At 67.9% G+C, this 23329-nt stretch carries 21 protein-coding genes and 2 pseudogenes; 15 read left to right on the top strand and 8 right to left on the bottom strand.

What is annotated here, in order from left to right:
• Nucleotides 1–5: 5 nt before the first annotated feature.
• The gene (locus ABZW18_RS25945; protein ID WP_356191617.1) at nucleotides 6–1376 is read right to left on the bottom strand and encodes a sporulation protein; all 1371 of its coding nucleotides are present in this window, start codon (nucleotides 1374–1376) and stop codon (nucleotides 6–8) included.
• A 215-nt stretch (nucleotides 1377–1591) separates the two neighbouring features.
• Here ABZW18_RS25945 and ABZW18_RS25940 point away from each other — a divergent pair, with 215 nt between their 5' ends.
• The 4 genes from ABZW18_RS25940 to ABZW18_RS25925 all read left to right on the top strand — a co-directional run bounded on the left by ABZW18_RS25940 (nucleotide 1592) and on the right by ABZW18_RS25925 (nucleotide 3784).
• The gene (locus ABZW18_RS25940) at nucleotides 1592–2137 is read left to right on the top strand and encodes an ATP-binding protein (RefSeq protein ID WP_356191615.1); all 546 of its coding nucleotides are present in this window, start codon (nucleotides 1592–1594) and stop codon (nucleotides 2135–2137) included.
• A 209-nt stretch (nucleotides 2138–2346) separates the two neighbouring features.
• Nucleotides 2347–2568: a hypothetical protein gene (locus ABZW18_RS25935; protein WP_356191612.1), complete on the top strand. Its 222-nt coding sequence runs from the start codon at nucleotides 2347–2349 to the stop codon at nucleotides 2566–2568.
• 229 nt (nucleotides 2569–2797) lie between these two features.
• Nucleotides 2798–3061, top strand: a complete 264-nt coding sequence (locus ABZW18_RS25930) for a hypothetical protein (RefSeq protein WP_356191609.1) — start codon at nucleotides 2798–2800, stop codon at nucleotides 3059–3061.
• 426 nt (nucleotides 3062–3487) lie between these two features.
• On the top strand, nucleotides 3488–3784 hold the full coding sequence (locus ABZW18_RS25925) for a hypothetical protein (RefSeq protein ID WP_356191607.1): 297 nt from the start codon (nucleotides 3488–3490) through the stop codon (nucleotides 3782–3784).
• Between the two features lie 557 nt (nucleotides 3785–4341).
• Here ABZW18_RS25925 and ABZW18_RS25920 read toward each other — a convergent pair.
• Both ABZW18_RS25920 and ABZW18_RS25915 read right to left on the bottom strand, forming a co-directional pair.
• Entirely contained in the window at nucleotides 4342–4566 is a 225-nt protein-coding gene (locus tag ABZW18_RS25920; RefSeq protein WP_356191605.1) for a hypothetical protein, read from the bottom strand.
• Between the two features lie 355 nt (nucleotides 4567–4921).
• Nucleotides 4922–5698, bottom strand: coding sequence for a GntR family transcriptional regulator (locus tag ABZW18_RS25915; RefSeq protein WP_356191603.1), 777 nt, complete (start codon nucleotides 5696–5698; stop codon nucleotides 4922–4924).
• 158 nt (nucleotides 5699–5856) lie between these two features.
• Here ABZW18_RS25915 and ABZW18_RS25910 point away from each other — a divergent pair, with 158 nt between their 5' ends.
• The 8 genes from ABZW18_RS25910 to ABZW18_RS25875 all read left to right on the top strand — a co-directional run bounded on the left by ABZW18_RS25910 (nucleotide 5857) and on the right by ABZW18_RS25875 (nucleotide 13136).
• Nucleotides 5857–6222, top strand: coding sequence for a hypothetical protein (locus ABZW18_RS25910; RefSeq protein WP_356191601.1), 366 nt, complete (start codon nucleotides 5857–5859; stop codon nucleotides 6220–6222).
• On the top strand, nucleotides 6222–7526 hold the full coding sequence (locus tag ABZW18_RS25905; protein WP_356191599.1) for an FtsK/SpoIIIE domain-containing protein: 1305 nt from the start codon (nucleotides 6222–6224) through the stop codon (nucleotides 7524–7526). Before ABZW18_RS25910 ends, ABZW18_RS25905 begins: the two co-directional genes overlap by 1 nt.
• Nucleotides 7523–7717 (top strand): hypothetical protein, encoded by a 195-nt coding sequence (locus ABZW18_RS25900; RefSeq protein ID WP_356191655.1) that lies wholly within the window; start codon nucleotides 7523–7525, stop codon nucleotides 7715–7717. Before ABZW18_RS25905 ends, ABZW18_RS25900 begins: the two co-directional genes overlap by 4 nt.
• A 267-nt stretch (nucleotides 7718–7984) precedes the next feature.
• Nucleotides 7985–9391, top strand: coding sequence for a replication initiator (locus ABZW18_RS25895; RefSeq protein WP_356191597.1), 1407 nt, complete (start codon nucleotides 7985–7987; stop codon nucleotides 9389–9391).
• On the top strand, nucleotides 9388–9570 hold the full coding sequence (locus ABZW18_RS25890; RefSeq protein WP_356191595.1) for a helix-turn-helix domain-containing protein: 183 nt from the start codon (nucleotides 9388–9390) through the stop codon (nucleotides 9568–9570). The genes ABZW18_RS25895 and ABZW18_RS25890 overlap by 4 nt, the downstream gene beginning before the upstream one ends.
• Before the next feature lie 51 nt (nucleotides 9571–9621).
• Nucleotides 9622–10839 carry a tyrosine-type recombinase/integrase gene (locus ABZW18_RS25885; RefSeq protein ID WP_356191592.1) on the top strand — a complete coding sequence of 406 codons (1218 nt, stop codon included), beginning with the start codon at nucleotides 9622–9624 and terminating at the stop codon, nucleotides 10837–10839.
• 571 nt (nucleotides 10840–11410) lie between these two features.
• Entirely contained in the window at nucleotides 11411–11896 is a 486-nt protein-coding gene (locus ABZW18_RS25880; protein ID WP_356191589.1) for a hypothetical protein, read from the top strand.
• A 925-nt stretch (nucleotides 11897–12821) separates the two neighbouring features.
• Complete coding sequence (locus tag ABZW18_RS25875) at nucleotides 12822–13136, top strand: hypothetical protein (RefSeq protein ID WP_356191588.1); 315 nt, start codon at nucleotides 12822–12824, stop codon at nucleotides 13134–13136.
• A 6-nt stretch (nucleotides 13137–13142) separates the two neighbouring features.
• Here ABZW18_RS25875 and ABZW18_RS25870 read toward each other — a convergent pair.
• Nucleotides 13143–13891, bottom strand: a pseudogene (locus ABZW18_RS25870) (transposase family protein).
• 408 nt (nucleotides 13892–14299) lie between these two features.
• Here ABZW18_RS25870 and ABZW18_RS25865 point away from each other — a divergent pair.
• Nucleotides 14300–14629 (top strand): annotated as a pseudogene (locus ABZW18_RS25865) (phosphoribosyltransferase family protein); the annotation flags it as partial.
• Nucleotides 14630–14879: 250 nt separating this feature from the next.
• On the opposite strand, the gene ABZW18_RS25860 reads toward ABZW18_RS25865, so the two are convergent.
• The 3 genes from ABZW18_RS25860 to ABZW18_RS25850 all read right to left on the bottom strand — a co-directional run bounded on the left by ABZW18_RS25860 (nucleotide 14880) and on the right by ABZW18_RS25850 (nucleotide 19565).
• Nucleotides 14880–15845, bottom strand: coding sequence for a Yip1 family protein (locus ABZW18_RS25860; protein ID WP_356191586.1), 966 nt, complete (start codon nucleotides 15843–15845; stop codon nucleotides 14880–14882).
• Nucleotides 15846–16737: 892 nt separating this feature from the next.
• A complete protein-coding gene (locus ABZW18_RS25855; protein WP_356191583.1) occupies nucleotides 16738–17586 on the bottom strand; it encodes a hypothetical protein in 849 nt (282 codons plus the stop codon).
• A 425-nt stretch (nucleotides 17587–18011) separates the two neighbouring features.
• A complete protein-coding gene (locus ABZW18_RS25850) occupies nucleotides 18012–19565 on the bottom strand; it encodes an FG-GAP repeat protein (protein WP_356191581.1) in 1554 nt (517 codons plus the stop codon).
• 198 nt (nucleotides 19566–19763) lie between these two features.
• Here ABZW18_RS25850 and ABZW18_RS25845 point away from each other — a divergent pair, with 198 nt between their 5' ends.
• Nucleotides 19764–20087 carry a hypothetical protein gene (locus tag ABZW18_RS25845; protein ID WP_356191578.1) on the top strand — a complete coding sequence of 108 codons (324 nt, stop codon included), beginning with the start codon at nucleotides 19764–19766 and terminating at the stop codon, nucleotides 20085–20087.
• Between the two features lie 72 nt (nucleotides 20088–20159).
• Nucleotides 20160–22934 (top strand): SpoIIE family protein phosphatase, encoded by a 2775-nt coding sequence (locus ABZW18_RS25840; protein WP_356191576.1) that lies wholly within the window; start codon nucleotides 20160–20162, stop codon nucleotides 22932–22934.
• A gap of 128 nt (nucleotides 22935–23062) precedes the next feature.
• Here ABZW18_RS25840 and ABZW18_RS25835 read toward each other — a convergent pair.
• Nucleotides 23063–23329, bottom strand: a 267-nt coding sequence (locus ABZW18_RS25835; protein ID WP_356191574.1) for a heterodisulfide reductase-related iron-sulfur binding cluster, incomplete at its 5' end; no start/stop codon positions are given.

Genomic DNA, 23329 nt, shown 5'->3' with positions numbered 1-23329 from the left:
CCGGGCTACTCGTCGTCCAGCTGGGCCATCGCGGCGCGTATCTGCTCGTTGAGATGTTGGACGGCGGAATTCTCAGCGTGCACAGAGACTTCCCTCTGGAAGTCGGCAACGTAGCGTTGAAAGCGGGCGGACTGGAGTGCGTCTCCACCCTCGACAGCCAAGCCGGCCGTTGTGACGGCGGCTTCCAGCTCGCCATTCAGTAGCTGACTCTGTGCGAGAACCATGCGACAGAACCCTAGCGTGCGCGCGTACTGCGGATCGGTGAGAGCCACGGCACGCTCAGCGAAACGGACGGACTCCGGGCCTCGCTTTAGATCACGGAAGCAGTGGCAGAACTCTCCCACAAGCTCGGCCTCGTCCATGTAGGAGAGCCAATCCGGATCCTGTGCGGTATCCGCCTGCTCCAGGAACTTTTCCGCTTCGTTCATCGCGCGGGCCGCACCCCTGTAGTCCTGGGCGGAGGACAGAGCCCGGGCTTCGTGAGCAGCGAACAGGGACATGGCGCGCGGCGTCGCATGTCCTCTGCCTCCCTCGGCTGAGGCACGGGCAAGCCGTGTGGCGCGGGAAACCTGACCCAGGTAATTGGCCTGGTGACTCATGTTGCTCAGGATCCGCGCACCCATCATGCGGCTGTCAACGACCTTCGTCAGGCGGAGAGTCGAGAGCAGGTACCGATTTGCCAACGCGTGGTTTCCCGTGTCGTACGCCGTCCAGCCGAGAAGCTGGGAGATCTCCGCCGCCGCACCGAACAGGGCGTTCCCCACCTTGGCGCTATAGCTGCCGTTCAGCAGTGGCAGGACCTCTTGCCGGAAGTAATGCCGCAGTGCCTTATGTCCATGGCCGCCGCCGTACAGGAAGTCGAGCCGCATGAACATCTGGCCTGCCGTACGAATGGCGGCCACATCTCGCATGCCGACCCGGCGTGATGCTGGCGCGTCGACTGGCAGCCCGTCGGGGCGGGAGACGAGCCATGAGAGGACGGCTGAGTCAACTTCTCCGTCAGGTAAGAGGATTTCGGAGGGCTGTCCGTCGTCGAGGCTGTGTTGTGCAAGTTCGTCGAGCAGGTTCAGCGAGTCGGGCAGCGATGCGGCGTAGCTGGCGCCGAGTGCTGCGGGTGGTGGTGGTGCGGAGGCGAATCCGATATCCGCCGGTGTGATTCTTCGTCGCAGCTTGGCGCTCAGTGCTTCGGCTACGAATGATGCTGTCTGCGACTGGATACCGCCGCCGTCAAGCCATCGCTGTACGGAGACATGCGTTGTGCCTACGTGTGCGCCATGCCGCGCAGCCCCCTCGCGGATGCGCTTCGCAAGACCCTTGTTCGATGCGCCAGCTTCGGCCATGAGAGCGGCCAGCCGGTGGTTCGGCTCCCTGCTCATGCTCCCCTGCCATCCCGAGATGACTTCCGGTGTTCATCGTGTCACAGCACCTGGTGAGGTGGGGGGTTCATGGGCGAACCCTCCGAGCGATTCCGTGAACCCCCGGTGTGTACGCGAACCCCCTTGTGAACGCTGCCGGTTACGTGGATTGCGCCATTGACTGGTCATCACACGACGGCGGAGCGCCACTCTGCCGGTGGAGGAAGGGGACGGCGATGGCGTCGCACGAGATGCAGGAGCTACCGATGCAATCGGAGCACCTTGCCACCTTGGAGACTTCAGCCGGCTCGACCGCCGAGCACTTCCGAGCGGTCACATTGCTCGCGGACTCCCCCGACTCGGCCCATGTCGCGCGCCGGATGGCTGTGGATGTGCTGCGGGACTGGGAGGTGACACTCGCAGCCGACGACGTGCTGTTGTGCGTGTCTGAGCTGGTCGGCAACGCCGTACATCACGCAGTACCGGATCGCTGGCTTGCGAGGCCCGGTGGGGCGCGTCGTGTCGCCATCGCCTTTCGGGCCTGGCCGAAGTGGTTTTTCGTGGAAGTCGGGGACGAGGATTCCACTCCGCCGACCCTGCCCTTCGGTGAGTTCTATGACCCCGACCTTTCTGGGGTGCTGCCGGAGGTGTTGCTACCGGACAGCGGGCGTGGGTTGTTCATCGTCCAGAGCCTTGCCGATGCGGTGTGGTGGGCCCCCCGCGAGTCGGGAGGCAAGAGCGTCTTCTGTCGCTTTGACCTCGGTGGACGGTCGTGCTCCTGACGGTGTCGAGAAGCTCCGGATCCGTCATAGGCAGCCCGGGCCCCTCGCAGTAGAGGGATGGGTGACGGATCCGGGGGACTGCTCGGGGGCCAGGAAGGTTCCGGGCGGTTGGGTGGCCTCCCAGCTCGCTGGTTCCCCTGCCACAGCAGGGAGGTCACCCGTTGGTGCGAGCCGTGGTGAAGGGCTCCAGGTGCGAATGGTGATGTGTGATGAGCGGTGTGCGTGTTGTGGCGTTGCGGGTGCGGCGTGGGGACTTGGTGTGTGACAAGGGCCGGTGGCGGGAGGTCAAGAACGTCCGGTCAAGCCGGTTCGCGGCGGGTGGCCCGATCGTGGTGTTGATCTTCAAGTCCGGGCCTGCGCTGCGGGTGCATGCGGCGGACGTGCTGTCCGTGGATCGCGGCGGGCAGCGTGCTGTTCGGGAGGTGCGGTGATGGCATCTCGTTCGGTGATGCGGTTCGCGGACTGGTCCTTGGGCGTGGACGTCTCCGGAAGCGGACCGATCTACGTGGCGGAGTGCACGACGTGCGGGGAGGAGTCGGGAGCTGCCGAGGGCAAAGAGCAGCCGGAGATGTGGTGTCTGCGGCATGCGGGCCGGACGGGGCACACGGGTTTTCGGGCGATCACGACCAGTTTCCTCCGGGCGGCCATAGGGAGTGTCCGGTGAGTGGCGGTGAACGGCTCTGGGTCACCGGGCGGTACGGGCTCACCCGGGCACGGGTGCTGTCGCTGCTGGCAGCGCACGGCGTCAGGGTGCGGCTGCATGGAGTGGCAGTGAACGCTGAGCGGGTGGTCGAGTACGCCGAGCTGAGGTCCAGTGGAGTGGGGCATGAGGAGATCGCGGCGCGGTTCGGCGTGAGCCCGGGTGGCCTGTATCGGGCGATCAGAAAGCACCGAGAGGCGTCACTTAGTCCGCATCCGCCGTAGAGCTGGGCGGGGGCTGCCGTGAGTGACGGCAGCGGCAGTTCCCGCCCTTCCAACTCCCTTGGAGCGCGTATAGGCCCGGGCGGGGTGTTCTTGCTCCGCCTTGGCCTGCTGGTTGACACCGCGCTCGGGAGAGGCGGCGCAACGTCTCTGCGCTGCCTGCGGCCCGGCTTCTCGACCGCTCCCCCGCCACCGGGGGCCGGGCCGCTCAGAGACCAACCCATGGCGACCGTTTCGGGTCAGGGTCACGCATCACAACCGCATACGAAGACCGGACCACCCCTCCGCCTGGCAGCAAGCGGGGTGGTCCGGCGGGAGTCCTCTGGGAGAACCCCGGTGCCGATGGTACCGGGGCTGTCGTCGTTCGCTGACGCGATGCAGCCGGACAACGCCACAGATCAACCACCCAGACAGGGAAGGGACTTCAGCGTGCACAACCCAGGAGAACGGGATTTCGAGAGCGAAGCATTGGACCCTGATGCATTGCTGTGGGTGCGCGGGGTGGATTACGTCACGGGCTGGCGGGATGCCAAGGATGCGGCGGCCGAGCTCGCAGCAGCGCTGACGGCGGCGGGCATGGATGTGACCGGAGAGACCGGAGTACGGGCGCGTGCGGCGGCTGACGTTGATGGGTCCGGGGTGGTTCATCTGCGGCTGTCGGCGGCGATGCTGAGAGGCATAGCGGCTCTGGTGCGGGACTCAGCGGCGTGGCGCAGGGCGGGCTGATGTGGGCGCGCGGTGCCGTGTGGCGTCAGGTGAGCACGTCGCCGGCCGTAGAGGCTTTGGGCGGGAGCTGCCATGGGGCGAGAGAGCAGGGGGCCCTACGCTGGCGCGGCGAATCGGGCGGGCACCTGCCCTGCCCGCGTTTACGGCCGATGGGCCCCCTGCTCTTGGAGGCTCGCCCCATGGTGGCTGCCTAAAGCCTCGGAGGCCGTCGACCCCAGCCACAACGTCTCGACCCGTGATGGCCAGTTGGTCGCCCTCGTCGACGCTCGGGCCGCTGGGTGCGTGGGCGGTAGGCGCCCGGACGGGACCGGCGGCCACGCCGCAGCCCGGCCGGGGCGGCCCGGCCGCCCGGCGCGCCGCAAGGCGCGCCCTTGAGTAAGTAAAGACAGCTTTCGACAGATCGGACTATCACGCGCTCAACGCCTTCGAGGGCGCATGGACGGCTGGCATGGGAGGGACTCGCCAGTTTCGTACGGCCTGAAGGAGACGTCAGGGAATCACTCGCCCGGTAGCCGGGCTGTCTTTGCGTTCGGCGATTCGGGTTGGCTTGCCGAGGTTCAGGTCACGCGGAAATTGGCCAATGCCATTACGTTGTCGCGGTCATCCTCGGCTGTCACAGGGTACTGTCCGGGTTCAGCTTCTGATGAGACTTGCAGCAATATGCGGAAGTTTCCTTCTTTGTCCGCGTAGGCGACTTGAGAATCGAGCCCTGGGATGACGTCGTCAATCCGCACTCTGAAGAGATCATCACGAAGGGAGCCGGTGAAGCCCTTACCGATCACGAAGAACCTTGTGCCTGGAGGTCCGGACGATGGTGAGAGGGTGATCGACGCTTGACCCCAGGCTGACCCTAGTGAATGTCCGCTGCCGCTTGAGGGAGGAGCCTTAGTGGCGTGTGTTGAATCGGGTGGTGGCTGAGGCCCTTCGTCGTTGACAAGCAGTACACCGGTGACGGTCCCGACGATGGCTAACACCGCGGTGATGACACCGAGGAGTCCCTGGGTTTTCCAGAATGAGCGTGGATCTGGCTCCTTGGCGGCGGGGCCATCCGATTCGGGCACTGGCGCGCTAGGGGCAGGACTGTTCTCAGACAACGAGGACTCCCCATGGTGACGTCTGGGTGGTGCTCGCGCCAATTTAGTTCAGTGTTCGCAGCCGGCGCGGGCTCTCGACGGTGATGCGGTAGGAGAGTTGGGCGCGGTCGCCGCTGGCGCGCAACTCTTCGAGGATCAGTGGGGCGTCGTCGTTGCCGTGGGTGATCCGCAGGGTGTGGATGACGGGGGTGGCGTCGGGGAGCTCCAGGGTGGTGCGTTCGTCGGGGAGCGGCATGCGGGCTCGGACGGTCTCGGACCACCACAGCTTGTGTCCGGTCTTGGCGAGGAGGTCAAAGATCGCCGTGGGTCCGGTGTCGGGGGCGTCGGCGAGCTGTGTGTCCTCGGCCGTGGCGAATGGGATCAGGGTGCGGTGGAGCAGCCGGGTTCCGGTGTCAGGGTCGGTCAGTAGCCGGTCGCAGCCGAAGAGCGCTTCACCCTCGGCGAGTTGGAGAAGGGGGCCGATGGTGGCGGTGGTCTCGGTGCGGTAGACGGCCGGTCCCTGCTCCTGCTCCCACTCGATGCCGGTGTTGGTGGTGAAGCGGCCTGAGCCGTTGCGGCTGATGGTGCGCTCGATGGTGACCACGGGTGTGGAGCTGGCGCGGACGAATGATCCTTTGCCGTGGATGACCTCGATGAGCCCTTCCGAGCGGAGGGCAGCAACGGCATTGCGCACGGTGGGGCGGGAGACCTTATAGCGCTCGATGAGCTGGGTCTCGGAGGGGAGTGGGGCTCCGGGCGGGAACTCGCCGGATGTGATCGCTTCGCGGATGGCGGCGGCGACCTGCTGGTACAGCGCTCCGGGCCGTTGGATCTCTCCCATGCCGGGATCCTCCTCTGTTGTATGTCGTCCAGACCTCTCACATCACTCGTCAGCATAAGTGCTTGACTCTCGCGGCACCAGGGGCGCATAGTCGTCACTCGTAAGGACGAGTGACGTTAGAAGGATTGGCGTCTGATGGCCAGGGAGGCCGACAACACATGCAGTCCATACCTGTGGACACATCCCGGCTGGGCGCGCTGATGTGCGTGGTCAAGCCGGAACCGAAGATCGCGGACTTCGAGAGCAAGGAGGTCAAGAAGGACCGGGACGGCAACACGATCTACACCGTGGCCGTGACCGTGCGGCAGGAAGGGCGCCGGATTTCCGTTATCGAGATCTCGGTGACCGGGGAGCCGAAAGGTGTCGTCGAGGGCCAGCCGGTGAAGGTGACTGGCCTGGAAGCCTTCGCCTGGGCGATGGGCGACCGGCACGGGATCAGCTTCCGCGCCGCTGCCGTCACCCCCGTACCGGCCGGGTCGGCGAACGCTCCGATCACCGGTGGCAGCAAGACTGGTGGTGCCTGATGGGGCCGACCCTGCTCGCGTTAACTCTCGCCGCGCTGGCCTGGCTGCTGGTCGCCGGGTCCGCGCTGCGGGAACGCCACCCGGCGTGGTTCTGGTACCTCACCGGATACCCGGTGACCGCTGGCCGGGTGCTGATCACCTGGCGCAAGGTCGCACAGCTCAACGACCTTGCGGTATCGCACCGGCCGAACAGGGCCATGCTCGGCGGCCTGGCGGTCAAGGGTGAGCCGCTGCGGCCCATCGCACCGCGGGTTTCCTTTCCCCGGGCGACGCGCAACGGGCTGTCCCTGGTGGTGCGGTTGCATCCGGGGCAGACGCCGGGGCCGTTCATCGCGGCAGCCGATGCGCTCGCGCACGCCTGGCGGGTGCATGCGGTGCGGGTGACGTCTCCGGAGCGGGGGACGGTGCTGCTGGTCGCAACGGCCGCTGATCCGCTTCAGCGGCCGGGCCTGGCGACCGCTCCGACGGCGCTCCTCTCGGCCCTGGTCGGGGTGTTGGAGTCCGGTGGCGCGTGGGTTATGAACCTTCGCCGGGTTCCGCACTGGCTGATCGTGGGCGCGACACAGTCGGGGAAGTCCACCCTCCTCGCCCGTCTGGTCGCGCAGCTCGCTCCGCAGCGGGTCGCGCTGGTGGGGATCGACTGTAAGGGCGGCATGGAACTGGGCCTGTTCGGTGCCCGGCTGTCGGCGCTGACTACCTGTCGTCGTGAGGCGGTGGCGGTGCTGGGTGCGCTGGTGGTCGAGACGCAGGAACGGATGCAGGCCTGCCGTCTGGCCGGTGCCCGCTCCATCTGGGAGCTGCCGGAGAAGTTGCGGCCGGTCCCGATCGTGGTCCTCGTCGACGAGCTGGCCGAGCTGTACCTGTCGGACAGCACGCGAGAGGGCAAGGCGGAGGCGGAGCGCTGCTCCACCTACCTGCTCCGGCTCGCGCAGCTCGGTGCAGCCCTCGGGGTGCATCTGGTGGTCGCCGGTCAGCGGGTCGGCTCCGACCTGGGCCCTGGCGTCACCGCCCTGCGCGCGCAGCTATCCGGGCGGATCTGCCACCGGGTCAACGACCCCGGCACGGCGGAAATGGCCCTCGGTGACCTCAACAAGGACGCCGTAGCGGTGGCCCAGTCGATCACCCCGGAAGAACAGGGCGTCGCGGTGTGCACGGGTGCTGACGGCGGCTGGGGCCGTGCCCGCTCCCACCTGACCACTACCGAAGAGGCCAAACAGACCGCCGCAAAGCACGGCGACCTGACGCCCGAACTGCCTGGCGTGGCCCGTGCCCTGGAAACAGCGGGAGGAGGTGAGCTCACGTGAGTGCCTCGGCTGCCATGCCGCTGGTGGTGGTCTTCGGAATCATCAGCGTGCTGCTGGTCCGCTCGCGCGATGTGAACGCGTGGGAGGCCGTGATGATCGGCCTGTTCGGCTTCTACACCGCGCTGACCCCGATCGGCTGGGCCGTGATGGGCGTCGTGAACTGGGTCCTCTCCGGCTTCACCCACACCTAGAAGGGGACAGGCCCATGGCCATGCACCGCGTGCGCTGCCCCATCTGCAAGGGCGAGCGCCACCGCATCACCCGCACCGGACGCAAGCGGCGCTGCCGCTGCTGCCGGGGCACGGGAACCATCCGGTGAATTTCCGCACGACCGAAACGCAAGGAGCGATCGCCATGGAGGCAAGCCACCCAGCCTCATCCATCCGCGCCGCTACGGCGGCCCACCCAGGGAGGTCCCCACCATCAACCCCGACTCCACGTCGGCTGATAGGCGCGCCGTGCTCGACCGCGCGGCGCGCCTGCGTCAGCTTCCCGAAGTTGACCAAGAGATCATCTGCCTCGCGCGAGACCCGCTCTTCGGCCGATGGCTGGAGCAGATCACCGCTACCGGCGGGTGCGCTCACCCCATCCACCTGTCCGGCTCCACGACCGTGCGAGATGCTCACACAGGCGAGGTACTGCACCACTACGACACCTCGGCCGAACCGGGCGAACGGATAATGGTCCGGTGCCGCAACCGCCGCGCCACCGTATGTCCGCCTTGCTCACGCCTCCACGCGGGCGACACCTTCCACCTCGTCCGCGCCGGACTCCTCGGCGGCAAGAACATCCCCACCGACGTCCGCGAGCGACCCCGGCTGTTCCTCACCCTCACCGCCCCCGGCTTCGGCCCGGTACACCGCGCCACCAACGGGGAGCGCTGCCGTCCCCGCCGCTCTGCTGGCACGTGTGAGCACGGCCGCCCCATCGGTTGCCCTGCCGTCCACACCGACACTGATCCGTCCGTGGGGCAGCCGCTTTGTCCCGACTGCTACGACTACTCGGCACACATCCTCTGGCACGCACATGCCGGACGGCTGTGGAAGGCATTCACAGACAACCTCTACAACCACCTTGCTGCACGCACCGGCCTCACCCGCACCGGCCTGCGCCGTACGGTCCGCATCTCGTACGCGAAGGTCGCCGAATACCAGCGGCGCTCAGCCGTTCACGTGCACGCGGTGGTACGCCTTGACGGTGCCAACGGCCCGGACGACGATCCACCGGCCTGGGCCAGTACGGGCATGCTCACCGACGCCATACGCACCGCTGTGGCGGCTGTACGCTTGCGCACTCACTACACCCCGGCCCTGGGTGAACACGAACTGACCTGGGGCACGGAACTCGACTCCCGGCCCCTGCGGAGCTTCGGCGGCCCGGACGGACTAGCCGATGAAGCGGTCGCCGCGTATGTAGCCAAGTACGTCACCAAGGGCGCGAGTGCTGCCGGTTCAGCCGGCGGCACCGACTATCGCCTGAACAGCCCAGAAGACATCGACCACGCACCCGTGTCCCAGCACGTCCGCACCCTCATGCGCACGTGCTGGCGACTCGGCAGCCTCGCCGAACTCGAACCCCTGCGCCTCCGCGCCTGGGGCCACACCCTCGGCTACCGGGGCCACATCCTGACCAAGTCCCGTACCTACTCCACCACCTACGGAGCGCTGCGTGCCGAACGGGCTGAGCACGAACGTGCCGGGACCGACATGGGCGACGCTCCCGGCACGGTTACCGATGCCCGCTGGCGCTATGTCGGCTCCGGTCACACCTCCGGCGCCGCACTGGTCGCCGCAGGAATCGCGGAAGACCTGGCGCTGAACCGGGAGATCGCCCGAGAAGAGCTGCCGGGCGGAGGTGCGGCATGAGGGGAGGCTCTAACCGTCTTCTGACACCTCCTCAGACCGCCGAATTCCTCGCGGTCCCGCTCTCCACCCTGTACAGCCAGTGGCGCCGCTGGGGGCTTCCGGCGTACCGCGTCGGCCGTCATCTGCGGTTTCGCGAAAGGGACTTGGAAGCGTGGCTCAATCGACACATCGTCAGGTAGGTGTGTAGAATACTCGTGCTGAGTTGGATGGTCGGAGGGAGAGTGACTGGCATGGGTGCGATCCTCAAGCGGTGCGACTGTGCAGTGACGGCGTGGGAACGGTGCCCGCACCCCTGGGTGGTGCGCTGGCGTGAGCCTGGCGGTCGATCGGGTCGGCAGCGTGAGAAGTCCTTCGAGAAGGGCGCCACCGGCAAGGGGTTAGCGGAAAAGTGGGAACGGAAGGTCGAGCGGTCTAAGGACACCGGGTCTTACATCGACCCTCAGCAATCGAAGCGGACCTTCTCGGATGTGTGGGACGAGTGGTTGAATGCCGGTTCGGATGAAGGCCAGCTAGCCGATTCGTCGCGTGTGCAATATCGCAGCATCTATGCAAACCACTATGCGGAGTGGTTTGGTGCTCGCCCGATCGGGTCGATATCTGCCAGTGATATCACCAAATGGGCAACCTGGCAGAAAGAAAAAGGCTACAAGGCCTACGGAATTCACACCCGTAAGGTCGTCCTCGCATCGGTGTTCAAGTATGCCTGGGAAGCTGAGATCATCCCGAAGAATCCGTGCAAGAAGGCGGACCCGCGCAAGCGCAAAGACCCGGCTTACCTGCCTATTGATCCCTCCGAAGTGCCGACCACCGGAGAGGTCGAGGCCATCTACGACAGCATTCGACCGTACTACCGCTCCACGGTGTGGAGTATGGCCGGGTGTGGCATGCGCGTAGGTGAGGCGCTGGCCGTGTGCGACGAGAAATGGAATCGGGAGACGGGGTTCTTTGCGGTCAATGCTCAGCTCGGATCATTCGGCAAGAATGAGGGGGCTGGTCGGGGAACTGCTGTGCAGTCGGAAGTGAAATGGTCTCGCATGGGCCGCAAGGTTCCGGTGGTGGACGTCACGCGGGAGGAATGGGACACGCACCTAGGAACCTACGGCACTTGGGGCGACGAAGGATGGTTCTATGAGTCCGAGACTTACGCCGAGCGGTTCCCGGCGCGAAGCACCTTCGCTTCTAGGTGGAATAAGGCGATCGAAAAGGCTGGACTCGAAGATCGAAAATTCACCCCTAAGAGCCTGCGGCACTACTTCGCCTCAGTCGCGATCGGTGCCGGTGTGCCGCTGCCGGAGCTGGCCGTATGGATGGGGCACGCAAGCAGCAAGACCACGGAGACGGTCTATGTGCACCTGCTGCCCGGAGCGGAGGAAAGGATCAAGGGTGCCGTGGCCCTGGCCGTGGCGCGGGACCTCTCGGAAGCGCTCGGGCGGGTGCGTGCTGTCTAGCTAGTGGCGGACATCATCGTGGTTACAGTGATGGACCACGCCGGGCCGCCAAGGTGTTGTCTGTTGCGGAACAGCCGCCAGTCCCTCGGTTCGATGACCGAGGGACTGGCGGCTGTGTTGCTTAGCCGTTACAGCGACCATTCAGATGCCTGATTGGAGCTGCTTCTTCTTTCGATCGCGGGCAAACCCAACGAAGCTGATGATCAGAAATTTGAGGCCAAACGAAGGCACGATGATTCCGGCCCAGATCCAGAATCTTCCCCACCAACCGCGGTCCCCGTCAGGATCCATTATCGGAATCCAGAGGAAGTTGCCCGCAATCATAGAGAGCCACTTTTCCGGTTTCTCTGGGGACTCGCCCGGCCCTGAACTCGAAGAATATTGCCATGAAAAGCATGAATGAGTAAAGGCTGAGCACCCATGGGACTGGGTTGATGTACGCAATGGCAGAGCGGGATAGACGTGTTCGGGAAGTGGCCCTAGCGGCGGCGGCTTATGGTGCTTCGCTGCTTAGGATTCAGCCAAAGCAAGGATCAGAAAATCAACCCCCGAGCGGCGAGAGTGAGTAGGTATGGATGTCGACTGGTGGGCCCGAGGTATCGCCATCGGTGCCGCGAGTGCGGCGGCTACTAACGTGGTACTCACGGCTCTGACGTACCGCAGGGTTCGTCCCAAGGTGAAGGTGCGGCTCTTTCGTACCGGTGTGAGGATTGGCGGACGGGAGCCCGAGGCGACCGAGTACCAGTTCACCTTGAGGTTCAGTAACTCGGGCACGACCCCGGTAAAGGTGGAGCGTATCGAACTGGTGACGTATCCCAAGTGGCGCCGCACCAAGCGCTTTGAACTGGTCAAGGGCCAGCGGTTCGATTTTCGAGACGACGAACCCCCAGAGGTTCCCGCCCTCAATGGCATGACGCATCGGTTCCGTCTGCCTACGGAGCGTCTGACCGACAGTGAGCAACGCAAGCACCTGCGGTTCCGGGTACTGCTGTCCAACGGCGAAACCATCGTCAGTTCCAAGCTCAAAGCCGACGAGTGGCTGTTGCTCGACGAGTGAGCGAGGGGAGCCGGCCTACGGTTCTCACGGGAGAGACACCGCCAGGGACACCTACGAGGGGGCCGACATGACCCCTCAGTCTGTCGGGGTACGGCTACGGTCTCGGTAACGGTCTCTGTCCCGCTCGCGTGCTTGTTCTCGATTCCGGTGCTGAGGGTTGCAGGGACAGTCCGTGTTCGTACAGACAGGCCGCCCCGGTATGTAGAGGGCCTCACCGAGGCTACCGGGGTTGGACAGGTGCCACTTCCACGTAGGCCTGGCCCTCTCCGCACTCACGACACCTGGGACGCGGGTGCTCCCGTAGCCGGGACTGCGGCGGCCAGGGCCACTGCGGTGCTGCGCCACCACCCCAGCCTGGACCTCCGCCCCGCTGTTACACCGTTTGCTGCCATGGGCGTGCGGGCGGCCAGGAGAGCTGGTTAGCTGGCCGAGGCCGCAGAATTTCACACACGACCTGGCCAAGCTGTGGTGTTGCCGCTCAACTGGGTCGAGATGTCTCCGACAGTACGGAATTTCGGAACGAGGTGGGCAAACAGGAGACGGAACCGGGTGGCCCCTCGCCTGTATGCGGCCTGGTTTGACGCGCAGACAGCGTGACGGCATCTGGGACCTCCTACGGAATCCAAGGCGTTCCTCGCCGAACGGCAGGCGCTCGTGGTCAACAAGCGATCGGCACCTTCGAGAGCGGGTCCCCATATTCTCCGCCGGCGCTTTGTCACTTCCTGTGGCGATGGCCAGCCGGGGGCTCCTCTGACGAGCCAACAATGACTGGGTCGGGCTGTGGGTCAGACAGAATCCCACCTCCACAGCGATGGGGCAGGCATCCACCATGGACACATGTCTGTCCGGCGGCTGCTCCACGTACCTCGCTACCGTTCCGTCCGCTGCTACATTCCATCGGCAAACGAACAAGGAGATTGAGCACATGCGAGACTATGCAGACGACGCGCAGCGGCTGACACGGCTTGCTGAAGAAGTGCGAGGACGGCTTGAGGAGATTGCTCAGATTGGCGCTCGCATTGCAGGTGTCAAACTTGATCCAAACTCAACCCGGAAGTTCGTTCCACGCAATCCCGTCTCGCCACCCGCCGCGCTCGCGGCGAGTCACGGGGAAGTCACCATGGTTGAGATTTATGACGCCACACCGGACCATCCCCAACTGTGCGTAGGTTGGTGGTCTGATGGAACTGTCAGTCTCGATTCCCCCTGCGGTACCGAGATCTATCACAGTAGTCATTGAGCTCTTTCAGCGTTGCAGCTCCAGGGTGAGGACGGCTTTGGCTGCTGATGTAAGCCAGTTCGGGCTGCAGCGGGCATGGCGGAAGATCCGCCATCGCTTGAGTATTGCCACGCCCCGTTCGACCGGGTACCGGAACCGTGCGTGGGCCCGGTTGAGCGATCTCTGGGCTGCGGTGAGCTCCTTACCGGGCTTTCGCCTGACCGGCACGGCGAATGTCCCTCCGGCGCCGGTGTAGGCCAGGTCGGCCAGGGCGGGGATCCGGAGCCTGACGCAGGTTGTCACGATGCGGTGGGTACGGGCGGCGGTCAGGTCGTGGGTGCGGCCCGGCAGCGCGCGCGAGACCCACACGAGTCTGCCTTCGGGACCGGTGATGACCTGGTGGTTCACGCCGTGGCGGCGGTGCTTCCCCGAGTAGTCGGCACGGCCGTCGCCGACGCGGTCGCACTCGGCGAGGGTCCCGTCGACCAGGACGTACTCGGGGTCGGCTTCGCGCAGGCCCGAGTCAGGCCGGGCGCGCGGCGGGCGAGGAGGTCGGTGACCTGGTGGACGTAGGCGTGGGCGGTACCGACGCTGATGCGGAAGCCGGCCGCGATCTGTGCGAGGGTGTCGTGCTTGCGCAGATAGACCAACGCGACGATGGCTCGCTGCGAGGGCCGGAGCTTGCACCTTCGGTCACCCTCCCGGGTGACGATCAGCATGGTGACCCACTCAACGAGGGCATGCGGCAGGTCCAGTGCGGCAGGATACGTGACCAACGGGGCTCTCCAGTCGAACAGTTGAGTCTTCAGACATCGCTCTCAACCGCCCGGGAGCCTCGTTGTCATGCCCTCACACCGACAGCACCGCCGTCACCCGATCGGTGGCCGCTCTGAAAAGGCTCATGGTCTCGATAGTTACTCGTTCCGCGACCATCCGCTGTCGTCCGATGAGGCATGCCAACATTGCTGAGCAGGCACGGAGCGCCGTTCACGGACGCCCCCGGATGTACCCGGACCAAGATCGGACAACTCGTAATGCGTAGGTCAGGGATTCGACTCCCCTAGGCGGCTCCGGAAAGGCCCGGGCTAGCATGTGCTGACTCCACGTGGCCCACGTGCTGAGCAGGTGCTGAGTTGAAGGACAGTCGCCAGGCATTATGCCTGGTAGCTGCCCTTCTGGTATTTAACGTGGAGTTCTACACCGGCGTCGGCGCCACCCTCGAGATGCCCGTCATGCTGCCGCCGGTCCCGAACGTCGTGGACCTCAGCGAGAAGAAGGTCCTCGTCGCGGACGACGTCGCCGACACCGGCAAGACGCTCAAGCTCGTGCACGACTTCTGCGCCGGTCACGTCGCGGACGTACGGTGCGCGGTGATCTACGAGAAGCCGCAATCGCTCGTGAAGTGCGAGTACGTGTGGCGAAGGACCGATCAGTGGATCAACTTCCCCTGGTCCGTGCTGCCCCCGTGCCGCAAGTCCGGTACGCCGCTCACTCCATCGCGTGAGGCTCTCTAGAGCTGTTGTGACCTGTACGAAGGGAGCCCTGCCGGCGCACACGGCAGGGGCTCCCTTCGTAGCAGGGCTCCCCCTCCGTACAGGCCGTACAGGGCGGCCTTCGTACAGGCCGTACAGCGCGGCGTCAGCCGTACCCCCGCAGGTGGGTGGTTCGCCGGAGCCGGCGTGTTTCGTGGACGGACAACACGTAGGCCGGTGCCCGAGAGGAAGGGCACCGGCCTCGGTCGTCATGCAGCGTCCGTTGCAGCTGTTACAGCGTTCCCAGCTTGATCAGGGCCAGCAGCGCGATCAGCTGGATCGAGGCCGCACCCAGCGCCTTCGGCCACGGCAGGTCGTGCGACTTGCTCACCATCGAGGTGAACAGCGCCCCCGCCGCCACCCAGGTCGCCCAGCCCAGGATCTGCACCAGCGAGCTGTCGCCGCCCAGGAACATCGCGAAGACCAGCCGCGGGGCGTCCGTGATCGACATGATCAGCATCGACAGGCCGACCGTCGGCTGCCAGGAGCCGTCGCCGCCCAGCTGGCGGGCCAGCGTATGGGTCACCGCGCCCAGCAGCAGACCGCTGATCACCACGGCGATACCCGAGCTGATCACCCACGGGATGCTGTTGGACAGCGTGGCGTTCAGTACGTCCTCACGCGCCTCGTCGAATCCGAAGACGGCGACCAGGCCGTAGAGGAAGGTCACGATGAGTGCGGGACCCCATACGGAGAGGTCGCGCATCTGCCAGAACGTCGGGCCCGGGCGCAGCACGATGCCCCTCAGCAGCTCTTTCCAGTGCAGGCGGGGGCCTGTCGGCGCGGCGGCATGGCCGGCGCGGTAGGTGTTGGCACGGCCGCTGCCGTCGTCGTACGGGTCGTAGCCCTGCTCCGGGCCGTAGCCGGCACTGTGGGCGTCCGGGGCGTCGCCGACGCTGAACTGCTGGGTGTGGCCAGGGCTGTTGGCGTACGGGTCGGGGCCGTGGCCCTGGCCCGCGTACGGGTCGTAGCCCTGGTCCGGGCCGCCGAAGTACTCCGGCTCGTCGCGGTGCCCGCCCTGTCCGCCGCGCCTGCCCTGCCCTCCGCCGTACGACGGTGGCTGCTGCCACTGCTGCGCGTGCGGGGGCACGGGCTGTCCGCCGTACGGCTGCCCGTACGGCCGTTGCCCTTGCTGCGGGGCCTGCTGCTGCGCGGAGCGGGAGTCCCGGCCGCGTCCCATCCTGAATCCAGCCACCATTCGAACGTACCTGGTTGCGAGCGCCGAGGTGCCGGGCCCAGGGGAACCGGCGGGGGTTTGCTGCCGAGCTGTGACATCCCTTAGGGGATCCCTGGGGGGATTTCCCCAGCTCGGCCATTGGAGCGAGCGGGGAGGGCGGGCACCGCCGTCAGCCGGGATTCCGGCTGACGGGGCTGCGCGGAACGCCTCGCGCGCAGACCGTGGCGGATGTCCGGTCGGGCCGCGTGTTCCTCCGGACGCCGATCGCGCCCCGCGGCCGCCCACTGTTCCACGAGGCCGGGGGAGGTGGTGAATGTGACTGCCCAGCCCGCTGCCGGTCGCGTTCGCGTGCCAACGGTGCCTGGACGGAGCCGTTCCGATCGTGGCCGTGTTCCGGCGGGGCGAAATCGGTGGTGCTGGTCGCCCTCCGTACGGTCCGGCCCGGCGGCCAACTCGCCCGCCACGGTGCGCGCTTCACGCCGCCGCATGGTGCGCGGGTAGGCGCGGTCGGGGCAACTCCCCGGAGTCGTCGAGGAGATGCTCGCGGAAGGGTGGTGCGGCCACGGCTGGTGAGGGTGAGGACGGTGGTCACCGTCGGGCCCTTCCCCGGCAGCCCGGCCACCGGCACCGGCACCGGCACCGGCACCGGCACCGGCACAGTACGGCCGTGCGCCGCCCCCTGTCCCTGGGCACCGCCCAGCAGCAGCGTCAGCCGAGATCCCTTGGCCCGGACCAGGTCGCAGGCGGCCTCGTCGAAGACAGCCGGCAGCGTGCCGTCGGTGGGGCGGCGTGCTGGGATGGGGCGAGTAACTGCCGGGTGGCGGGGCGAGGCCGCGCGCCGAGCCGTACACGATTCCGATCCTGGCGTCGCCGTCGTGGCTGTCCCGTGGGCGCGTGTTCCGGGAGGGCGGACCTAGCGGACGCCGGACCCGCTCATGTACTGGGGCCAGGTGTGCTGCGGGGGGAGGTACGAAGCGAGCATCTCGTCCGGGATGGTGGACGGCGCCTCCCAGCTGGACGTCCCGACCGAGGTGCCGTACGGGTCGTATCCGGAGGTGCCGTGCATGTCGCGGCGGTGTCGGCCGGAGCGGTCCTCGGCCGGGGCCGCCTGCTGGGGCATCAGGCGCCCTTCCGCGGACAGCTGCTGGACCCGGGCGACCAGCCGGGCCAGGTCGAGGCCGAACTCGTCCGCCAGCACGCGGAGATCGATACCGGACTGCCAGCTGTCGATGAGGACGAGGTCCATGGCGGAGGTCCAGGCCGTCTCCCGGACCCCCGGGATGTCGTTGGTGGCCGGCGCGGGCTCGGGCACGGTCATCGGGACCTCGTACTGCTGCGGTGCCGCATGCGAGACGTACTGCTGGGGTTGTGGCTGGGACTGGGGCTGCGGCTGAGGTTGGGGTTGGTGAGCCGAGGCCTGCGACGGGTGGGGCGCCGCGTGCTGAGGCGTGGGTGCGGGCTCCGGCACGGACTCGTCCTCCGGCTCACCGGCCGCCGCCCGGGCGAGCACGTCATCGGCCATCCGCCGCGCATCGTCCTTGCCCACGGTGCGGCGCGCGATGCGCACTTCCCGCTCGCTCAGTCCGAGCAGGTCCGCGACCGCGCTGTCACTGCCCACGGTCACCGCGAAGGCGGCCAGCAGCCGCGATCTGTGCGCCTGTGTCTCGTCGAGGGCACTCTGCGCGGACCGTACGTGCTCGTCACTGAGGCAGAACGCCTCAGCGAGCGCGGTGTTCCGGTTCCACAACTGCCGGGGGTCCATGCCGGATCCAACGCACCAGCCGGGTCCAGGAAATCGCTCGGCGTGACGCTGCACCCAAAGAGACGATTCTTCGCACGGACGTCATTACTGACTTCCGCTCAATAGGACAAGCGGTCATGGCGGTGAAAACCGGTGACCGACGAGGAAGAGCCCAGGTGGCGCGGTCGGCGTGCGGGCCGGGCCGTACGCGCCCGGCGTGCCGGAGCTGCCCGCGGGCCTCGCACGCACACACGAGATCCGGGAACCGGTGTCCTGAACCGGAAAACCGCTCCAGGACTCCGGGGCACGGGTCGGCAGCCGCCCGTCAGCTGTCCCTCCGTCGGCCCTCAGCCGCCCGTCAGCTGGCCCCCCGCCGTCCCGCAGCCGTCCGTCAGCCGTCCGTCAATCGTCCGTCAGCCGTCCGTCAGCCGGCCCTCAGCCGGCCCTCAGTCGTCGATCGCCGCGCCGAACCGCGCGTCCGCCGCCGGTGCCCCCAGCGAGCCACCGCCGTACGTCCACGAGCCGGGCGCCGTCACTCCGCCCGAGCCCGCGGAGAAGACCCACACCACGCCGTCATCGGTGTTCTCGCCGGGAGCCGAGGCGAGCAGACCGAACCTGCCGTCCCGGTTCGGGTCGACCAGCCGGGCCTGGCCGCCGAAGCGGTCCAGCTTCTCCGGGTCTCCTGGCACACCGTCCGTGTCCTGGTTGAAGTCCTTGGCCTTCGTCGTGGTCAGGCCGTCCTGCGAGCCGCGCAGCACCCAGACGGCGCCCGCGTCGGCGAGCGTGCCGATGTCCTCGCCGGCCGCGCCGACGGCCAGGTCGGCGTATCCGTCGCCGTCCGTGTCGCCCAGCGACAGGTCCGTGCCCCAGCCGTCACCGGCCTCCGCCGTGCCCGGAACGCCCGGCGAGTCCTGGGTCCACCACTGCGGCGGACTGTCCGGGCCCTCGGTGCCGACGGGGCCGTCGGCGCTGCCGTAGTGGACACCGACGAGGCCGCCGGTCAGCGTCTCGCCACCGTCGTCCGGGCTGTTCGGCTCGCCGGTGACCAGGTCGTCGTAGCCGTCGCTGTTGATGTCGCCGGAGGCGGCGACCGGGCCGCCGCGCAGGTCGCGGCCGTGGACCAGGCCGTCCTGCTGTCCGGCGAAGAAGACGGACCAGCCGTGACCGGGTTCGTCGCCGATGCTGACACCGGAGACGACCAGGTCCGCGTAGCCGTTGTTGTCGTAGTCGCCGGTGGTGAGGGACTTCGGGGCGATCTCCCGGGCCGCTGCCTCCGCGGCCCGCGCGGATCCGCCGAGGTTCCGTAGCGCGGTGGTGTCCTCATGGACCTGATGTGGGGTACGTGCCGCGCCGGTCGCCTTGCGCTCCGCCCCCGCGACGGGCTGCTCCGCCGAGCCGAAGAGGTAGATGCCCAGGTCGTCGCGGTCGAGTACGGCCAGCAGATCTCCCGGGGTGTCACCGGAGAAGCGGGCAGCGGCGAGACCCGCGCCGAAGGTCTCCTGCTGCCGGGGCATGTCGGACTCCAGCCACTGGGCGGCGGATCCGCTCAGCCCCTGCGGGGAGCCCCACAGGATGATGACGCCGCCCGCGTCCGCCAGGGTGCCGATGTCCTCGCCCGGTACGCCGACGATCGCGTCGTCGTAGCCGTCCCCGTCCAGGTCGCCTGAGGCCAGGGACTTGCCGAGGGAGTCGCCCGGCTCCGTGGCGCCGGGCACGCCCGCGGTGTCCTGGTCGATGACCGTGCGGTTGCCGGCGGTGATCCCGCCGGACGAGCCGTACTGCACGGCGATGTAGCCGGCACCGCGGTCGCCGCCCACGGTGGCTCCCGGCGCGCCGGTGAGGACGTCCTCGTACCCGTCGCCGTTGAAGTCGGTGTTGCGGTCACTGGCGTGCGTCCCGCCCGGGGCACCGGCGTGGGCGGCGGGGGCGACGGTGATGGCCGCGCCGGCCAGCAGAAGGAATGAGGCAGCGGCGACGGCCGTGGAACAGTTCTTGCGCACGAAACGGCTCCTTTTGATGAGGAATGCCGGGCTGGTGCGGGGTGGCCGGAAAGGGCCCGTCCTTTCCGGCGCCTGTATGACGGCGGATGGGAACGAAGGGTTGTACGCGACGTCCCAAGGCGGAAGAAGGCGCGGCGGATGGTTTTGGGCCGCGCAACTCTCTTGTGGGACGGGTCACTTCGCGGACAGGATCGTGCCATGTTCGGAATGGACCAGCAGGAGACGGCTGTGCTCGTGCTCCGCGACGCGGAGGAGATCGGCGACGCCGTGCAGCGGGCGCCGGCCACGGCCGGCCCGGACGAACGCCCGGGCCCGGAACGGGCCGCCGCCATCATCGCGGATGAGCGGGCCCGCACGGACGAGGGACTGCGCGAATGCCGGCTGTGGGACGTTCTCGGCGGGTCCGGCATCGATCCGCGCACCGACTACGTCGCGGGTGTGGCGGCGCTGCGCAACGCGGTCCCTGGGCTGAGCCCGGCAGCGGCTGGCCGGCTGGTGAGGGAATCCGCGGGCAAGGCGTAGCCGGTGCGCCGCTTCCCCGCCGGATGGCTCACCGCTCGCCCCCCGTATGGGGGCAGTGTTAAGAATGGTGACATGGCCGGACGTTTCGGCCGATCTTGGGGCCTGTCGGTCCGCTCGCTCGCCGGAGGGCGCCCACGCAGTCGGCGCGAGCGCCAGCGCTCCGGACGAGCGCAGCGAAAGCGGTACGAGCAGCAGGCCCCGCAGCCGTCACGGGGGCGGCGCCTGGGCTCGGTGCTGAATGTGCGCACCGTCGCAGGACAGGTGTTCGTCCTGCAGGTGGCGGTCGTCGTGCTGCTCGTCGTCGCCGCGGTGGTGGCGCTCGTCCTGCAGTCCCAGCACGACAGCGGGCTCGAGGCCCGCAACCGGTCGGTCGCCGTGGCGGAGTCCTTCGCGCACTCCCCGGACATCGAACGGACGCTGAAGAGCCCCGACCCCAGCGCGGTGCTCCAGCCGCTCACCGAGAAGGCGCGGAGAGCAGCCGGCGTCGACTTCATCGTGGTGATGACCACGAAGGGGATCCGCTACACGCACCCCATCCCGGACCGGATCGGGAAGCGCTTCGTCGGCACCATCGAACCCTCGCTGGCCGGTCGCGTCCAGATCGAGAGTGTCCACGGCCCCCTCGGTCACGAGGTGCAGGCGGTCGTTCCCATCCGGGGTGCCAACGGCTCGATCGTGGGTCTGGTCTCCGCCGGACTCAAGGTCAACAACGTGACCAGCGTGGTCGACCGGCAGCTGCCGATCATCTTCGGCACCGGCGCGGCCACGCTCGTCCTCGCCACCGGCGGCACAGCGCTGGTCAGCAGGCGGCTGAGGCGCCAGACCCGCGGGCTGGAGCCCGCCGAGATGACCCGGATGTACGAGCACCACGACGCCGTCCTGCACGCCGTACGGGAGGGCGTGATCATCCTCGGCGGCGATCGCCGGCTCCTGCTCGCCAACGACGAGGCCCGCCGGCTGCTCGACCTGCCCCAGGACGCGGAGGGGCGCCCGGTCGCGGAGCTCGGTCTCCCTCTCGGCCTGGCCGAGCTGCTGAACTCGGGGCGGGTCGCCGCTGACGAGGTGCATCCGGTCGGCGAGCGGCTGCTCGCCGTCAACCACCAGCTGACGGACCAGAACGGCGGGCCGCCCGGCAGCGTGGCGACGTTCCGCGACACCACGGAGCTCCGCGCGCTCACCGGCCGGGCCGACGTGGCGCGCACCCGGCTGAATCTGCTGTACGACGCCGGTGTGCGGATCGGCACCACACTCGACGTCGTACGGACCGCGGAGGAGCTGGCGGAGTTCGCGGTCCCCCGGTTCGCCGACTTCGTCACCGTCGATCTCGTGGATCCCGTCGTACGCGGTGAGGAGCTGGGCGGCACCGGTTCCGACATGCGCCGCACAGCGATCAGCGGCATCCGGGAGGCGCCCCCGCTCTACGCGCTGGGCACGCTGATCCACTACCTGCCCACCACCCCGCAGGGCTGGGGCTTCAAGCGCGGTCTCTCGGTCCTCGAGGCGGACCTGCGCGCCTTCTCCGGGTGGCAGTTGCAGGATCCGCCACGGGCACGGAGGATCGTCGAATTCGGCATCCACTCGATGATCACCGTCCCGCTGCGCGCCCGGGGTGTCGTCATGGGGATGGTCAGCTTCTGGCGCTCGGAGAAGCCGGTGCCCTTCGAGGACGAGGATCTGTCCGTCGCCGAGGAGTTGGCCGCCGGAGCGGCCGTGAGCATCGACAACGCCCGTCGGTACACGCGCGAGCACTCGATGGCCGAGACGCTCCAGCGCAGCCTGCTGCCCCGCGTCCTGCCCGCCCAGAGCGCGCTCGATGTGGCCTACCGCTATCTGCCCGCGCAGGCCGGCGTGGGCGGGGACTGGTTCGACGTCATCCCGCTGCCCGGCGCCCGCGTGGCGCTGGTGGTCGGCGATGTCGTCGGTCACGGGCTGCACGCCGCCGCGACGATGGGCCGGCTGCGTACCGCGGTGCACAACTTCTCCAATCTGGACCTGCCGCCCGACGAGCTCCTCTGGCACCTCGACGAGCTGGTGACCCGTATCGACCAGGACGAGTCGCTCGGCGGCGGTGATGAGCCCATCACTGGTGCCACCTGCCTGTACGCGATCTACGACCCGGTCAACCGGCGCTGCACCATGGCCCGGGCCGGCCACCTCGTGCCCGCCCTTGTCCATCCCGACGGCTCCGTGGAGTTCCCCGAGATGCCCGGCGGCCCGCCCCTCGGCCTCGGCGGTCTGCCGTTCGAGACCACCGAGCTCCAGCTGTCCGAGGGCACCCGGTTGGTGATGTACACCGACGGGCTCATCGAGGACCGCGACCGGGACATCGACGAGGGCTTGGACATGCTGCGACGCGCCCTGGCCCGGCCCGGCAGGACACCGGAGGAGACCTGCGCGGAGGTGCTGGACGCCCTGCTGCCCGAGGACCCGTCGGACGACATCGCGCTGCTCGTCGCCAGCACGCGGGTGCTGGGCAGCGAACAGGTCGGGGAGTGGGACGTGCCGTCCGACCCTTCCGAGGTCGGGCGGGTGCGCGCCGCGGTGGCCCGGAAGCTGGCCGAGTGGGAACTGGACGACGTGGCGTTCACCACCGAGCTGATCCTCAGCGAGCTGATCACCAACGCCATTCGCTACGCGGCCGGACCCATCCGGGTGCGGCTGCTCCGCGACCGCACGCTGATCTGCGAGGTCTCGGACGCCAGCAGCACCTCCCCGCACCTGCGGCGGGCGGCCACTACGGACGAGGGTGGCCGCGGGCTGTTCCTCGTCGCCCAGTTCGCCGACCGCTGGGGCACCCGCTACACCCCGGCTGGAAAGGTCATCTGGACCGAGCAGCCGTTGCCCTAGCCCGCGTTCCGTACGACCCCGGGCGTACGAGGGCAGCTTTTACGGGGCCGGTGACACGGCGGCAACGGAAACGGCCGGTCCCGTAGTTGCGGAACCGGCCGTTTCAGTACGCCGTGGGGCCGTACGGGCTACTTCACCGGCTCGGGTTCTGGTTCGTCCGCCGGTTCGGCCTCGTCCGCCGGGTCGGCCGGAGGCGTCTTCACCGAGTCGAGGAGCAGTTGCGCCACATCCACGACCTGGACGGATTCCTTGGCCTGGCCGTCGTTCTTCTTGCCGTTGACCGAGTCGGTCAGCATCACGAGGCAGAACGGGCAGGCGGTGGAGACGATGTCGGGGTCGAGGGAGAGGGCCTCCTCGACGCGCTCGTTGTTGATGCGCTTGCCGATCCGCTCCTC

The sequence above is a fragment of the Streptomyces sp. NPDC004647 genome (genome assembly GCF_040609575.1).
GTDB lineage: Bacteria > Actinomycetota > Actinomycetes > Streptomycetales > Streptomycetaceae > Streptomyces.
This window is presented reverse-complemented; position numbering and strand designations above follow the sequence as displayed.

Excerpts from the sequence above, each read along its gene's own strand:
- ABZW18_RS25935 (WP_356191612.1), top strand. The coding sequence starts at position 2,347 with ATGAGCGGTGTGCGTGTTGTGGCGTTGCGGGTGCGGCGTGGGGACTTG.
- ABZW18_RS25890 (WP_356191595.1), top strand. The coding sequence starts at position 9,388 with ATGAGGGGAGGCTCTAACCGTCTTCTGACACCTCCTCAGACCGCCGAA.
- ABZW18_RS25910 (WP_356191601.1), top strand. The coding sequence starts at position 5,857 with ATGCAGTCCATACCTGTGGACACATCCCGGCTGGGCGCGCTGATGTGC.
- ABZW18_RS25840 (WP_356191576.1), top strand. The coding sequence starts at position 20,160 with ATGGCCGGACGTTTCGGCCGATCTTGGGGCCTGTCGGTCCGCTCGCTC.
- ABZW18_RS25845 (WP_356191578.1), top strand. The coding sequence starts at position 19,764 with ATGTTCGGAATGGACCAGCAGGAGACGGCTGTGCTCGTGCTCCGCGAC.
- ABZW18_RS25855 (WP_356191583.1), bottom strand. The coding sequence starts at position 17,586 with ATGGACCCCCGGCAGTTGTGGAACCGGAACACCGCGCTCGCTGAGGCG.
- ABZW18_RS25885 (WP_356191592.1), top strand. The coding sequence starts at position 9,622 with ATGGGTGCGATCCTCAAGCGGTGCGACTGTGCAGTGACGGCGTGGGAA.
- ABZW18_RS25880 (WP_356191589.1), top strand. The coding sequence starts at position 11,411 with ATGGATGTCGACTGGTGGGCCCGAGGTATCGCCATCGGTGCCGCGAGT.
- ABZW18_RS25940 (WP_356191615.1), top strand. The coding sequence starts at position 1,592 with ATGGCGTCGCACGAGATGCAGGAGCTACCGATGCAATCGGAGCACCTT.
- ABZW18_RS25915 (WP_356191603.1), bottom strand. The coding sequence starts at position 5,698 with ATGGGAGAGATCCAACGGCCCGGAGCGCTGTACCAGCAGGTCGCCGCC.
- ABZW18_RS25945 (WP_356191617.1), bottom strand. The coding sequence starts at position 1,376 with ATGAGCAGGGAGCCGAACCACCGGCTGGCCGCTCTCATGGCCGAAGCT.
- ABZW18_RS25860 (WP_356191586.1), bottom strand. The coding sequence starts at position 15,845 with ATGGTGGCTGGATTCAGGATGGGACGCGGCCGGGACTCCCGCTCCGCG.
- ABZW18_RS25875 (WP_356191588.1), top strand. The coding sequence starts at position 12,822 with ATGCGAGACTATGCAGACGACGCGCAGCGGCTGACACGGCTTGCTGAA.
- ABZW18_RS25905 (WP_356191599.1), top strand. The coding sequence starts at position 6,222 with ATGGGGCCGACCCTGCTCGCGTTAACTCTCGCCGCGCTGGCCTGGCTG.